Annotated in this window: 14 protein-coding genes; 9 read left to right on the top strand and 5 right to left on the bottom strand. The window is 71.7% G+C overall.

What is annotated here, in order from left to right:
• Positions 1 to 4 precede the first annotated feature (4 nt).
• On the bottom strand, positions 5 to 712 hold the full coding sequence (locus tag OHS17_RS05820) for a L,D-transpeptidase family protein (RefSeq protein ID WP_026171614.1): 708 nt from the start codon (positions 710 to 712) through the stop codon (positions 5 to 7).
• A gap of 49 nt (positions 713 to 761) precedes the next feature.
• Positions 762 to 2,006, bottom strand: coding sequence for a hypothetical protein (locus OHS17_RS05815; RefSeq protein WP_330311308.1), 1,245 nt, complete (start codon positions 2,004 to 2,006; stop codon positions 762 to 764).
• 130 nt (positions 2,007 to 2,136) lie between these two features.
• On the opposite strand from OHS17_RS05815, the gene argH reads away from it, so the two are divergent.
• The 4 genes from argH (at position 2,137) to OHS17_RS05795 (ending at position 6,766) form a co-directional block, all read left to right on the top strand.
• On the top strand, positions 2,137 to 3,570 hold the full coding sequence (gene argH / locus OHS17_RS05810; RefSeq protein ID WP_330311307.1) for an argininosuccinate lyase: 1,434 nt from the start codon (positions 2,137 to 2,139) through the stop codon (positions 3,568 to 3,570).
• A 65-nt stretch (positions 3,571 to 3,635) separates the two neighbouring features.
• Positions 3,636 to 4,607 carry an aldo/keto reductase gene (locus OHS17_RS05805; protein ID WP_330311306.1) on the top strand — a complete coding sequence of 324 codons (972 nt, stop codon included), beginning with the start codon at positions 3,636 to 3,638 and terminating at the stop codon, positions 4,605 to 4,607.
• Between the two features lie 66 nt (positions 4,608 to 4,673).
• On the top strand, positions 4,674 to 5,225 hold the full coding sequence (locus tag OHS17_RS05800; RefSeq protein WP_026171615.1) for a TetR/AcrR family transcriptional regulator: 552 nt from the start codon (positions 4,674 to 4,676) through the stop codon (positions 5,223 to 5,225).
• Complete coding sequence (locus OHS17_RS05795; RefSeq protein WP_330311305.1) at positions 5,222 to 6,766, top strand: MFS transporter; 1,545 nt, start codon at positions 5,222 to 5,224, stop codon at positions 6,764 to 6,766. The genes OHS17_RS05800 and OHS17_RS05795 overlap by 4 nt, the downstream gene beginning before the upstream one ends.
• A gap of 59 nt (positions 6,767 to 6,825) precedes the next feature.
• Here OHS17_RS05795 and OHS17_RS05790 read toward each other — a convergent pair whose 3' ends face one another.
• On the bottom strand, positions 6,826 to 7,497 hold the full coding sequence (locus OHS17_RS05790; protein WP_026171616.1) for a lysophospholipid acyltransferase family protein: 672 nt from the start codon (positions 7,495 to 7,497) through the stop codon (positions 6,826 to 6,828).
• Positions 7,498 to 7,731: 234 nt separating this feature from the next.
• Between OHS17_RS05790 and OHS17_RS05785 the strand changes: the two genes are divergently transcribed.
• Both OHS17_RS05785 and OHS17_RS05780 read left to right on the top strand, forming a co-directional pair.
• A complete protein-coding gene (locus OHS17_RS05785; protein ID WP_330311304.1) occupies positions 7,732 to 8,907 on the top strand; it encodes a glycerophosphodiester phosphodiesterase in 1,176 nt (391 codons plus the stop codon).
• A 204-nt stretch (positions 8,908 to 9,111) separates the two neighbouring features.
• The gene (locus OHS17_RS05780; protein WP_018103831.1) at positions 9,112 to 9,618 is read left to right on the top strand and encodes a GNAT family N-acetyltransferase; all 507 of its coding nucleotides are present in this window, start codon (positions 9,112 to 9,114) and stop codon (positions 9,616 to 9,618) included.
• Between the two features lie 25 nt (positions 9,619 to 9,643).
• Here OHS17_RS05780 and OHS17_RS05775 read toward each other — a convergent pair whose 3' ends face one another.
• Both OHS17_RS05775 and OHS17_RS05770 read right to left on the bottom strand, forming a co-directional pair.
• The gene (locus OHS17_RS05775) at positions 9,644 to 10,078 is read right to left on the bottom strand and encodes a hypothetical protein (protein ID WP_330311303.1); all 435 of its coding nucleotides are present in this window, start codon (positions 10,076 to 10,078) and stop codon (positions 9,644 to 9,646) included.
• Positions 10,079 to 10,080: 2 nt separating this feature from the next.
• Positions 10,081 to 10,440 (bottom strand): hypothetical protein, encoded by a 360-nt coding sequence (locus OHS17_RS05770; RefSeq protein WP_018103833.1) that lies wholly within the window; start codon positions 10,438 to 10,440, stop codon positions 10,081 to 10,083.
• A gap of 551 nt (positions 10,441 to 10,991) precedes the next feature.
• Here OHS17_RS05770 and OHS17_RS05765 point away from each other — a divergent pair.
• The 3 genes from OHS17_RS05765 (at position 10,992) to OHS17_RS05755 (ending at position 13,629) form a co-directional block, all read left to right on the top strand.
• Positions 10,992 to 12,041, top strand: a complete 1,050-nt coding sequence (locus OHS17_RS05765; RefSeq protein WP_330311302.1) for a methionine ABC transporter ATP-binding protein — start codon at positions 10,992 to 10,994, stop codon at positions 12,039 to 12,041.
• The gene (locus OHS17_RS05760; RefSeq protein WP_330311301.1) at positions 12,038 to 12,706 is read left to right on the top strand and encodes a methionine ABC transporter permease; all 669 of its coding nucleotides are present in this window, start codon (positions 12,038 to 12,040) and stop codon (positions 12,704 to 12,706) included. Before OHS17_RS05765 ends, OHS17_RS05760 begins: the two co-directional genes overlap by 4 nt.
• A 74-nt stretch (positions 12,707 to 12,780) precedes the next feature.
• Positions 12,781 to 13,629 (top strand): MetQ/NlpA family ABC transporter substrate-binding protein, encoded by an 849-nt coding sequence (locus tag OHS17_RS05755; protein ID WP_330311300.1) that lies wholly within the window; start codon positions 12,781 to 12,783, stop codon positions 13,627 to 13,629.
• Positions 13,630 to 13,682 lie beyond the last annotated feature (53 nt).

Raw genomic sequence — 13,682 nt, 5'->3', positions numbered from 1 at the left:
GACGTCAGTAGTTGGTGATCGCGGTCGCGCCCGCGACGGTGCCGATCGCGATGTGCGGGCTGCGGGCCGGGTCGGCCCAGGCCAGGATGCGGTCCATCGCGTCCGCCGGTACGGAGACGCAACCGGCGGTCGCGCCGGACCCGTTGACGTGCAGGAAGATCCCGGCGCCCCGGCCGCGTACCGGCTTGTCGTAGTTGAAGCCGATGACGAGCGCGCGGGCGTACTGCGTGGGGTACGCGGTGATCTGCTCGGACTCCGAGGCCCGGCAGTCCGAGGGCAGCGGCTCGACCCAGCGGTTGTAGGCGGCGGCCTCGTTGTCCTCGCACCACCAGGACTTGGTGGTGGCCTGCCGGTACGAGAAGCGCGTCCCGGCAGGGGCGGCCTTGACCCCGAAGGCGTACGGCAGGTCGTAGAGACCGGTCGGCGTCGTGTACGTGCTCTGCTGACGGGTGCTGCCCTCGGTGAGCCCCTTCGAGCCGAACCGGGCGGCGGCGGTCCCGGCGGCGACCCACTTCCCGTCGCGCAGGTCCCACCAAGTGAGGGTGCCGACGGTGGACGAGGTGGAGTCCGCCATGGCGGTGATCAGCTGGGTGCCGCCGCCCGTGTCGGCGAGCCGGGTCGGCAGCGGGGCGGTGGCCAGCGGCGGCCGCCCGGCCCCGACGACGGTGCCGAGAGCCAGCAGAACGGCGGCGGTTGTCACAAGTCTTCGCATGCCACGGACTTTAGGCCGCTGATCGTTCGGCCGCCCCCGAAATGACTCGTCAGCCGACGTAGGGACGGCCGGCCGCCCGCAGCAGCCGCTGCGCCCCCACCCGCACCGCCCGGCGCGCTTCCGGGGTGTCGCGCTCGCGCAGCCACTCCACGGGGAACTCGGCCGCGTGGGGGAGCAGGGCCCGGGTCGCCGCCCGGACGACGGCGGATGACGGGTCGTCCAGCAACGGCGTCAGCCCCTCCCGCCGCACCGCGTCCAGCGCCCGCAGCCCGTTCACCGCCTGGGCGCGCACGGCCGGGTCCGGGTGGCGGACCAGGGCCCACAGTGTGCCCGCGTCCTCCTTCAGGTCGCCGCACTCGCCGAGCCCGGCGGCGGCGCCCGGCGCGACGGCCTCGCCGGTGCACAGCGCCCGGTACAGCGGCAGCGGGTCGGTCCCGCCCTGGCGCACCACGTACCGGGCGCAGGCCCGCACCACGCCCGAACGGTCCGTCAGATGGGCCCGCGCCTCCTCGTACCGTCCGGCACGCCGCAGCGCGGTGACTCCGGCGGCCCGGACGCGGCCCGAGCGGCCGGTCAGCAGGATGCCGAGGACGCCGTCGTCGTGCCCCGTCCCGCGCACCGCGGCGACGGCCGCCTCCGCGCACAGGTCCTGGAGGACGGCGTCCCCCGAGCGCGCGGCGATGCGGGCCAGCCGGAGCGGCGGCAGCAGTCCGCGCTCGACGGCGATGCGATGGGCGAACCGGCGCGTCGCCCGGTCGGCGCTTTCCAGCAGTGGGTGCAGGGCCTCGGCGGGGCCCTCGCGCAGCGCCCGGCCCAGCTGCTCCGCCGCGAACCCGCCCCGCTCGCGCCGGTCCAGGAGCAGGATCAGCTCCGCCTGCGCGACGAGCCCGGCGGGCGGTGCCTCGGCGAGCAGGGCCCGGGCCCGCTCACGTACCGGAGCCGCCCAGTCCGTGCAGCGCACGACGAGGAGGGGGAGCAGGTCCGGATAGCGGGACACGCGGTCGAGCGCGGCCTCCCGGATGTGGCCGTTGGGGTGGCAGAGGCCGAGTGCGGTCCCGGATTCCGCCGCAGCCGCCCGCTCCCGGGTGCGCCGGAAGGACGGCAGCAGGGCGTTCCAGCCCTCGCGCGGCGACGGCCCGCCGCGTGAGAAGTACATGGGAAGGGTGTCCGGCGTCAGCCGCCGCACCGCCAGGTCGAGCGCAAGCCAGTGCTCCGCCGCGTCCCGCCCGCCGAGCGCCTCGCGCAGCGGCACGCCGTTGGCCAGCTTCCACGCCGTCGTCCAGGCTTCGTCCATGATCCCCCCAGGTGTTCCGGAGACCGACCGTACCGGCGGCCTCGCAGCCCCGGCACTCGCTTTGACAAACCATGCAGAGCTCTGCATAGTTATGCCTATTACTGATCGTGGCACTTCCGAGGAGCGCGTAGTGAGCAACGGCAACGGCAACGGCGACGTACGTCTCTGGGGCGCCCGCTTCGCCGACGGACCGGCCGAGGCGCTGGCCCGGCTGTCCGCGTCCGTCCACTTCGACTGGCGCCTCGCGCCGTACGACATCGCCGGCTCCCGTGCCCACGCCCGCGTCCTCCACAAGGCCGGTCTGCTCACCGAGGACGAGCTGAACCGGATGATCGCCGGGCTCGACCAGCTCGAAGCGGACGTGGCCGACGGCTCCTTCACCGGCACCATCGCCGACGAGGACGTGCACACCGCCCTGGAGCGCGGCCTGCTGGAGCGGCTGGGCCCCGACCTCGGCGGCAAGCTCCGCGCCGGCCGGTCCCGCAACGACCAGATCGCCACGCTCTTCCGGATGTACCTGCGCGACCACGCCCGCATCATCGGCTCCCTGGTCGCCGACCTCCAGGACGCCCTGGTCGGCCTCGCCGAGGCGCACCCGGACGTCGCCATGCCCGGCCGTACGCACCTCCAGCACGCCCAGCCGGTGCTCTTCGCCCACCACGTCCTGGCCCATGTGCAGTCCCTGTCCCGGGACGCGGAGCGGCTGCGGCAGTGGGATGAGCGGACCGCCGTCTCGCCGTACGGCTCCGGCGCGCTGGCCGGGTCCTCGCTGGGCCTCGACCCGGAGGCGGTCGCGGCCGACCTCGGCTTCGAGCGGGGCTCGGTGGGCAACTCGATCGACGGCACGGCGTCCCGGGACTTCGTCGCCGAGTTCGCGTTCGTCACCGCGATGATCGGCGTCAACCTCTCCCGGATCGCCGAGGAGGTCATCATCTGGAACACGAAGGAGTTCTCCTTCGTCACCCTGCACGACGCCTTCTCGACCGGCTCCTCGATCATGCCGCAGAAGAAGAACCCGGACATCGCCGAGCTCGCCCGGGGCAAGTCGGGCCGGCTCATCGGCAACCTCACGGGCCTGATGGCCACGCTGAAGGCCCTGCCGCTCGCGTACAACCGCGACCTCCAGGAGGACAAGGAGCCGGTCTTCGACTCCTGCGACCAGCTGGAGGTCCTGCTCCCCGCCTTCACCGGCATGATGGCGACGCTCACCGTCAACCGGGAGCGCATGGAGGAGCTGGCCCCGGCCGGTTTCTCGCTCGCCACCGACATCGCGGAGTGGCTGGTCAAGAAGGGCGTGCCGTTCCGCGTCGCCCACGAGGTGGCCGGCGAGTGCGTCAAGGAGTGCGAGCACCACGGCATCGAGCTGGACGAGCTGACGGACGAGCAGTTCGCGAAGATCTCCGAGCACCTGACCCCGGAGGTCCGCACCGTCCTCAACGTGGCCGGCGCCCTCGCCTCCCGCAGCGGGCGTGGCGGCACCGCCCCCTCGGCCGTCGCCACCCAGCTGGCCGAGGTCAAGGCCGACCTCGCCGTGCAGCACGCCTGGGCGGACGCGCGTAAGTAGCCGGAGAGGCATCGCGGGCTACGTTGAAGGGTAGGCGCGTCCTGCCCGACGACGAGGAGCCCGCGATGCCGTTCGCCCGACTGTCCGAAGCGACCACCCCCACCGCCCACATCGGGCTCGGCCTGGCCGCCGTCGGCCGGCCCGGCTACATCAACCTCCACCGCGACCGCGACCTGCCCGGGGAGCGCTCGCCCGACGCCCTGCGCGCCCGTACGCACGAACTCCTCGACGCCGCCTACGCGCAGGGTGTCCGCTACTTCGACGCCGCCCGCTCCTACGGGCGCGCCGAGGAGTTCCTGGCCGGCTGGCTGGCCGCGCACCCCGAGGCGGACGACGTGGTCGTCGGCAGCAAATGGGGCTACACCTACACCGCCGACTGGGGCCTCGACGCGGAGACGCACGAGGTCAAGGACCACAGCCTCGCCGCGTTCGAACGCCAGCGCGCCGAGACCGCCGCCCTGCTCGGCGACCGGCTCGACCTCTACCAGATCCACTCGGTGACCCCGGACAGCCCGGCGCTCGCCGACAAGGAGCTGCACGCCCGCCTCGCCGAACTGGCCGCGCAGGGCGTCAGCGTCGGCATCTCCACCAGCGGCCCCGCGCAGGCCGAGGCGATCCTCGCCGCCCTCGCCGTCACCGTCGACGGCGCGCCCCTCTTCCGTACGGTCCAGGCCACCTACAACGCGCTGGAGACCTCGGCGGGACCCGCGCTCGCCGAGGCGCACGCCGCCGGGCTCACCGTCATCGTCAAGGAGGGCATGGCCAACGGCAGGCTCGCGGGGGAGCAGGCGCCCGCCGTCGTGCGGGAGATCGCGGACGAGGAGGGGCTCGGGAGCGACGCGGTCGCCCTGGCCCTGGTGCTCCACCAGCCGTGGGCCGGCGTCGTGCTCTCCGGCGCGGCCACCGTCGCCCAGCTCTCCGGCAATCTCCACGCGGCCGTCCCCGTCCTCGACGAGGAACGGCGGACCAGGCTGGAGGCCCTGGTCGAGGAGCCGGAGGCGTACTGGCGGCACCGCGCCTCGCTGCCCTGGAGCTGACCGACGGAATGGGACGCCACTCACCCGAATGAGACGTTGATGTCTCATTCGGGTTAGTGTTGTCCCATGACTCTTGATCGTGAGCAGGTGCTGCGCAGTGCCGCCGCCCTGCTGACCCGTAAATCCACCGCGACCATGGACGAGGTCGCCAAGGCGGCCGGGATCGGGCGCGCCACCCTGCACCGGCACTTCGCCGGGCGGGACGCCCTGGTCAGGGCGCTGGAGGAGCTGGGCATCCAGGAGTTCGAGGCCGCGCTCGACGCCGCCGCGATGGACGAGGGCACGAGCGAGGAGGCGCTGCGCCGGTTCGTCGTCGCCGTCGAGCCGGGCGCCGGACTGCTCTCGTTCCTCGTGACGGAGAACCAGCTCTGGGAGGACGGCGACCAGAACGCCGGCTGGGACCGGCTGGACGCCCGTGTCGCCGCCTTCTTCCGGCGCGGCCAGGAGCGCGGCGAATTCCGCATCGACCTGACCCCGGCCTGGCTGACCGAGGCGCTGTACGGGCTCATCGGCAGCGGGGCGTGGGCCGTTCAGGCGGGCCGGGTGGCCGCCCGGGACTTCCCGTACATGATCGCCGAGTTGCTGCTCGGCGGCGCACGCCGGAGCGTGGAGCAATGAGCAGCGTCGAAGAGCACCCGGAGCCCCCCGTCGATCCGTACCGCCCCGGACGGTGGATCGCGCTGGCCGTCCTCGTCCTCGCCGTGCTGCTCGTGGCCGTCGACGCGACCGTGCTCGGCCTGGCGACCCCCTTCCTCAGCGAGGACCTGGAGCCGACCGGCACCCAGCTGCTCTGGATCGGCGACGTCTACTCCTTCGTGATCGCCGGGCTCCTGGTCTCCATGGGCAGCCTCGGCGACCGCATCGGCCGCAAGAAGCTGCTGCTCTGCGGCGCCACCGCCTTCGGCGCGGTCTCGGTGCTCAACGCCTACGCGCACACGCCCGAGATGATGATCTTGGCGCGGGCGCTGCTCGGCGTCGCGGGCGCCACCCTGATGCCGTCCACCCTCGCGCTGATCCGCAACCTCTTCCACGACCCCCGCGAGCGCAGCCTCGCCATCGGCATCTGGGGCGCGATGGCCTCGGCCGGCGCCGCCGTCGGCCCCGTTGTCGGCGGATTCCTCCTCGAACACTTCTGGTGGGGCTCGGTCTTCCTGATCAACCTGCCCGTCATGGCGGTGCTCGTGGTGGTCGGCATCAAGATGATCCCCGAGTCCAAGAACCCGGCGCCCGGGCCGTGGGACCTGCCGAGCGTGGGCCTCTCGCTGGTCGGCATGATCGGCGTCGTCTACGCCATCAAGGAGATGGCCGCGCACGGCGTGGGCTGGACCCCCGCCCTGGTGGGCGTCGCAGGGCTGCTGGCGCTGATCTGGTTCGTACGCCGTCAGTTCCGGCTCCCCGCCCCGCTGCTGGACATGCGGCTCTTCCATCACCGGGGCTTCTCCGGCGCGGTCCTCGCCGACCTGCTGACCATCCTCGGCCTGTCCGGGATCGTCTTCTTCCTCTCCCAGTTCCTCCAGCTGGTCCAGGGCCGCGGACCCCTGGAGGCCGGGCTCGCCGAACTGCCCGCCGCCATCGGCGCCGTCACCGCGGGCCTGCTGGCGGGCACGGTCGCCCGGCGGTTCACCGTACGGACCGTGGTGGCCGGCGGGCTCGGCGCGATCGGCCTGGCGCTGGCCGCGGTCGCCGCCGTCCACCGCGACACGGCCTACCCGCTGATCGGGGCGCTGCTCCTGATCGTCGGCGTGGGCGCGGGCTTCGCGTTCACCGTGACGTCGGACGTCATCCTGTCCAGCGTCCCCAAGGAGCACGCGGGCTCCGCCTCCGCGGTCTCCGAGACGGCGTACGAGCTCGGCGCGGCGCTCGGCATCGCGCTGCTCGGCTCCATCGTGACCGGCGCCTACAAGAGCTTCCAGGCCCCGCCCGGCACCCCGCCCGCCGTCTCCGACGCCGCGCACGAATCGCTGGGCGGCGCCGTGGAGTCCTCGCACCTGCTGCCGCCGCACGAGGCCGCCGAGATGGTCACCGCGGCCCAGGACGCGTTCGTGGACGGGCTGCACCTCGCCTCCGTCGTCGGCGCCGTCGTCCTCGTGGCGACGGCGGCCGTCGCCTGGTTCCTGCTGCGCGGCCAGGAACTGGAGGAGGGCATCGTGCACGACTGACACACGTGTGAGGGCCCGCCCCCGGACCGGGGGCGGGCCCTCACACGTGTGTCAGCGGATCAGGCGGCCTTCGCCTTGGTCGCGTACATGTCCACGTACTCCTGGCCGGACAGCCGCATCACCTCGGCCATCACGGAGTCGGTCACCGCGCGCAGCACGTAGCGGTCGCGGTCCATGCCCTCGTAGCGCGAGAACTCCATCGGCTCACCGAAGCGCACCGTCACCTTGCCCGGACGGGGCAGACCGGAGCCGCCCGGCTGGAGCTTGTCCGTGCCGATCATCGCGAACGGCACCACCGGCGCGCCCGTCATCAGCGTCAGCCGCGCGATGCCCGTACGGCCCCGGTACAGGCGGCCGTCGGGGGAGCGGGTGCCCTCGGGGTAGATCGCGAACGCCTTGCCCTCTTCGAGGATCCGGCGCCCCGTCATCAGCGCCGCGACACCGCCGCGCCCGCCGTCCCGGTCCACCGGGATCATGCCGACGCCCGTGAAGAACCAGGCCATCAGGCGGCCCTTGAGCCCCTTGCCCGTCACGTACTCGTCCTTGCCGATGAAGTAGACCGGACGGTCGCAGCAGATCGGCATGATCATCGAGTCGATGAACGTCAGGTGGTTGCCCGCCAGGATCACCGGCCCGCTGCCCGGAATGTTCTCGATGCCCTCCATCCGGGGACGGAACATCAGGCGCAGGATCGGTCCGAGCACTGCCTTGATGAGTGCGAGACGGGACAACGCTTCCTCCGGTGTAGTGGCCGGGCCGGCCGGGGCGACGGATTGTAAAGGTCCATGCAGGTGAGGACGATACTCGCGGGTACCGGCCGATCGCACATCGGGTTCACACACCGGATACGCCGTGTTGACATGTGTTCGCGCCATGTTCGTCCAGGTGCCGCCCTCAGGACCGTACCCCTGCCTACGCTCGATCCTCGCTCGACAGGTGCCGTACATCACATGCGAGGAGCATTCATGACAGAGCGTGCGCAGGCCGCGCCGGGACGCCGGACCGTCATCGGAGCGGGGGCGGCCGTCCTCGGAACCGCCGCCCTGGGCGTCACCACAACGGCGCAGGCGGCCGACCGCAACGGCGGACACGGGGGCCACGGCGGCCACCGCCTCGACCTGCCGGTCCCCACGGTCATCGGCCACCGGGGCACCAGCGGCTACCGCCCCGAACACACGCTGGGCTCCTACCAGCTCGCCCTGGACATGGGCGCGCACATCATCGAGCAGGACCTCGTCCCCACCCGCGACGGCCACCTCGTCTGCCGCCACGAGAACGACATCACCGCCACCACCGACGTCTCCGCGCACCCCGAGTTCGCGAACCGCAGGACCACCAAGAGCGTCGACGGCGTCTCCCTCACCGGCTGGTTCACCGAGGACTTCACCCTCGCCGAGCTCAAGACGCTCCGCGCCAAGGAGCGCATCCCGGCCAATCGCCAGAAGAACACGCTGTACGACGGCCGCTGGGAGATCCCCACCTTCGAGGAGGTCCTGCGCTGGGCCGACCGCGAGGGCCGCCGCCGCGGCAAGCCCGTCTGGCTGTACGTCGAGACCAAGCACCCCACCTACTTCCGGGGCCTCGGGCTCGGCCTGGAGGAGCCGCTGGCCAAGCTGCTGCGCCGGTACGGACGCCACCGCGCCCAGTCCCCGGTGATCCTCCAGTCGTTCGAGCCCGGCAGCGTCCAGCGCCTGGCGCGGCTCGTGGCGACCCCGCGCATCGTCCTGCTCTCCGGCACGGGCACCAAACCCTGGGACTTCGAGGTGTCCGGCGACCCGCGCACCACGGACGACCTGGTGAAGCCGGGCGGCCTGAAGTGGATGGCCTCCTTCGCGCAGGGCATCGGCCCCACCCTGGACCTGATCATCCCCAAGGACGCCGCCGGCCGGCTCACCGAGCCCACCGCCCTGGTGCGCGACGCCCACGCGCAGGGCCTCGTCCTCCACCCGTACACGATGCGCAACGAGAACACCTTCCTGCCCGCCGACTTCCGGCGCGGCAGCGACCCCAACGCGTACGGGGACGCGTTCGGCGCGTTCGCCGCGTACTTCGCGACCGGGATCGACGGCATCTTCTCCGACAACCCGGACACCGCCCTGCTCGCGGCGGCGGACTTCACGGCGAAGAAGGCGACGAGGTAACGCGGCGGGCCCGACTCCCCGTCAGCCCCCCGCTTCCGTCACATCGCAGGGGAGTTGGCTATGTCACAGGGGAGTTTGGGCCCCATCCGTTCCCGATGCCTTGGATGTCTGCGCAGAATGCTCGCGGCGGAGGTTGTCGCTCCTGAACCGTGGGAAAGGAGCGGGAGACAACCGGCGGATCAGGTGAGCGGGAGGCATGCGCACATGGGCATGAGCGTGACCATCTCGGCGGCGGACGTGCGGGACGCCGAAGAGATTCTGAAGCTGCAGTACCTCTGTTTCCAGAGCGAGGCGGAGCTGTACGGCAATTACCGCATCGACCCGCTCGTCCAGACCCTCGACTCGGTGCGCGCCGAGATCGCGGAGAACCTGGTCTACGTGGCACGCCTCGGCGACGAGGTCGTCGGCTCGGTGCGGGGCTCGACCGACGAGGAGGGCACCGGCCAGATCGGCAGGCTCTGCGTCCACCCCCGCCTGCGGGGCCACGGCCTCGGCGCCCGGCTGCTGCGCGCGGCGGAGTCCGGCCTCGCCGACGAGCGCGCCGCCACCCGCTTCCGGCTGCACACCGGCCACCGCAGCGAGGGCAATCTGAGGCTCTATCAGCGCGCGGGCTACGCCGCCGTGGGCAACGCCCCGGGCAACGACGGGGTCATGATGATCCTGCTGGAGAAGGAGGCCCCGGCGCCCGCCGCGTACGTGGCCAGTGCCTAGCCGTACACGCGCCGCGCGCGGGCCCTCACGCGGTCCGGGCGCGGCGCAGCCACATCATCCCGGTCACCGGCAGGATCACCGGGATGAACAGGTAGTCCCGGCCGCAGTACGACCACACGGTCGCGTCGGCGAACGCGGACGGCTCCACCAGCGTCCACGTCCCCACGATCAGCACCCCGGCCAGCTCGGCGGCGCAGCACACCAGCGCCGTCCGGCGCGCCCGCTCGCCGCCGCGCACCAGCGAGTACGTGATGAAGCCGTAGACGAGCGCGGCGACCGCGGACAGCACGTAGGCGAGGGGCGCGCGGCCGAAGTCCAGGATCATCTGGACGATCGAACGGGACGCCGCCGCCACGGTGAACACGCCGTAGAACCAGACGAGGACCCGGCCGGGACCGGTGCCGAGGTCGAAGGGCGGCTTCTCGCCGGCCGTCGCCTGCGTGGTGTCGGTGTCGGTCACGGTCAGCTTCCCCAGATGTCGTAGAGCCGTACTTCGAGGACGGCCAGGACGACCGCGCCCGCCGCCACCGTCACCGAGCCCCAGCGGGTCCGCTCGCTCAGCGACAGGAACCCCGCCGCCGGTACGGCGAGGAACGCCCCGGCGAGGTACGCGATGAAGATGGTCATGCCCTGCTCGGGCCGCTCGCCGCGGGCCAGCTGCACGATCCCCGTCACCAGCTGCGCCAGGGCCAGCAGCGAGACGACGGCCATGCCGATGAAGTGCCAGTCCTTGGTGGGCTGGTCCCGGTAGGCGGCGTATCCGCACCAGGCGGCGAGGGCGAGGGCGGCCACGGCGACCGCGACCGTCAGGGCGTCGAGCATGAGCCGAGGGTATTACGGCGCGCCGGGCCCGCCGCCCTCGCCCCCGGTTCGCCGGGGATCGTGGCCTTGACCACAGGGTGCGCTGCTTCCGGGCGCCGGGGGAGTGGCATGGGAGGGGGCGCTATGAGCGCATCACCGCAGGTCAGAGCGGTGTGGCTGGAAAGCGCCGGCCGATACGAGACTGTCGCAGCGACCCATCCACGGCTGTCCGCTATCCGGACAGCCGGTCCGGCGGCGAACTCACGTCTGTTTTACTTGTGCCCATGACCACGACGAGCAGCCGCATCCTTGCGACCGAGGCGATCACGACGCCCGGTGCTCGTTGTATGGGTCGAATGCGCGCCTTCTGAGGGCCCACGACCGAGCCTCGCGCCCCGAAGCGAGATCCTTCCCGGCCGCCCGTACGGGCCCCGGCCCGCGGTGACCGCCGCGCCCGGACGCCCCGGGAATCCGCTCGGAACGTCCGATCGAAATCGTCCGGATCACCCCCGGACGCATGCCCCGTGCCCGGCGGACACCGCGCCGCGCACTCGACAGTGACGGAAACCCCTGTGATCACCACGACGGGCCTCACGAAGGTCTACCGTTCGCGCGACCGCGAGGTCACCGCCCTGGACGGCGTCGACCTGCACGTACGCGAGGGCGAGGTGTACGGCGTCATCGGCCGCAGCGGCGCCGGCAAGTCGTCCCTCATCCGCTGCGTCAACCTCCTGGAACGCCCCACCTCCGGCACCGTGACCGTGGCCGGCCAGGACCTCACCGCCCTCGCGGGCCGGGGCCGCCGGGCCGGCAAGGAGCTGCGCGAGGCACGCAGCCGCATCGGCATGGTCTTCCAGCACTTCAACCTGCTGGCCTCCCGCACCGTGCAGCGCAACGTCGAACTCCCCCTGGAGATCCTCGGCGTCACCGGCCGCGAACGCTCCCGCAAGGCCCTCGAACTCCTCGACCTGGTCGGCCTCGCCGACAAGGCCAAGTCCTACCCGGGCCAGCTCTCCGGCGGGCAGAAGCAGCGCGTCGGCATCGCCCGCGCCCTCGCCGGCGACCCCAAGGTGCTCCTGTCCGACGAGGCGACCTCCGCCCTGGACCCCGAGACCACCCGCTCCATCCTCCAGCTCCTGCGCGACCTCAACCAGCAGCTCGGGCTCACCGTCCTGCTCATCACGCACGAGATGGACGTCGTCAAGACCATCTGCGACTCCGCCGCGCTGATGCGGGGAGGCCGGGTGGTCGAGTCCGGCACCGTCGGTGAACTGCTCGCCACCCCCGGCTCCGAGCTGGCCCACGAGCTGTTCCCCGTCGGCGGCACCGCTTCCGCGCCCGACCGCACCGTCGTGGACGTCACCTTCCACGGCGAGGCCGCCGCCCGCCCGGTGATCTCGCAGCTCTCCCGTACGTACAACATCGACATCTCGATCCTCGGCGCCGCCATGGACACCGTCGGCGGCCGGCAGATCGGCCGCATGCGCATCGAACTGCCCGGCCGGTTCGAGGAGAACGTCGTCCCGATCGGCTTCCTCCGCGAACAGGGCCTCCAGGCCGAGATCGTGGACGACGCCCCCGTGTCCGTACCCGCACCGCTCACCAAGGAGGTGGCGAAGTGACCTGGTCCGAAATGCAGCCGCTGCTGACGCAGGGCACCTTCGACACCCTCTACATGGTGCTCTGGTCCGCCCTCGTCACCGTCCTGGTCGGACTGCCCCTCGGCGTCCTTCTCGTCCTCACCGACAAGGGCGGACTGCTCCAGAACACCCCGGTGAACAAGGTCGTCGGCGTGATCGTGAACATCGGCCGCTCGCTGCCGTTCATCATCCTGCTGATCGCCCTGATCCCGTTCACCACCTGGGTCGTCGGCACCTTCATCGGCCCCACCGCGATGATCGTGCCGCTCGCCGTCGGCGCCATCCCGTTCTTCGCCCGGCTGGTCGAGACGGCGGTGCGCGAGGTCGACCACGGGCTCGTGGAGGCCGTCCAGTCGATGGGCGGCTCCATCCCGACGATCGTCCGCAAGGTGCTGCTCCCGCAGGCCCTGCCGTCCCTGGTCTCCGGGATCACCACCACCGTCATCGTGCTCATCGGCTACTCCGCGATGGCCGGCGCGGTCGGCGGCGAAGGGCTCGGCTCCAAGGCCGTCACCTACGGATTCCAGCGCTTCGACAACCGCTTCATGCTGATCACGGTCGCGCTGCTGATCGTCATCGTGACCCTCGTCCAGCTGATCGGCGACCTCGCCGGCCGCCTGCTGGCCCGCCGGGGCCGCACCTCCTGAGACCTCCTCTCCCCACCAAGCCCGCACTCCTTGTCCGGGCGCTCCACCATCACCACCTGAAAGAGGCACTTTTCGTGCGTACCAGCATCAAGATCACCGCCGCCGCGGCGGCCACCACCGCCCTCGCCCTCGGCCTCACCGCCTGCGGCACGGACTCCGACCCGTCCGCCAAGAGCGGCGACACCTCCAAGGCGCTCGTCGTCGCCGCGTCCCCGACGCCGCACGCCGACATCCTCGGCTTCGTCAAGAAGAACCTCGCCGAGAAGGCCGGGCTCAAGCTGGAGGTCAAGGAGTTCACGGACTACGTCCTGCCGAACACCGCCACCGAGACCGGCCAGGTCGACGCCAACTTCTTCCAGCACCAGCCCTACCTGGACGACTTCAACCAGAAGAACAACACGCACCTGGTCTCCGTCGGCACCGTCCACCTCGAACCCCTCGGCCTCTACTCCAAGAAGGTCAAGAGCCTCGACGCCATCAAGGCCGGCCAGACCATCGCCGTCCCCAACGACACCACCAACGAGGGCCGCGCGCTCCAGCTGCTCGCCGAGAACAACCTCATCACCCTCAAGTCCGGTGTCGGCACCAGCGCCAAGCTGAGCGACATCACCGACAAGAAGGGCCTGGAGTTCAAGGAGCTGGAGGCCGCCACGGTCCCGCGCGCCCTCAACGACGTGGACGCCGCCGTCATCAACGGCAACTACGCCATCGAGGCCAAGCTCAAGCCCGCCAAGGACGCCCTCGTCCTGGAGAAGGCCGACGGCAACCCGTACGCCAACATCATCGCGGTGAAGAAGGGCAACGAGAAGGACCCCCGCGTCCAGAAGCTCGTGAAGCTCCTCCACTCCGACGAGGTCAAGAAGTTCATCGAGGACACCTACCAGGGCTCGGTCGTCCCGGCCTTCGGTGACGCCAAGTCCTGACCCGTAAGCGGCACTTGCCCCAGGAGCCCCGCACACCCCGCCCGGGGGGTGCG

The sequence above is a fragment of the Streptomyces sp. NBC_00523 genome (genome assembly GCF_036346615.1).
Taxonomy (GTDB): domain Bacteria; phylum Actinomycetota; class Actinomycetes; order Streptomycetales; family Streptomycetaceae; genus Streptomyces.
Note: the sequence above shows the minus strand (reverse complement) of the source record. Positions and strands in the feature narration are given on the sequence as shown.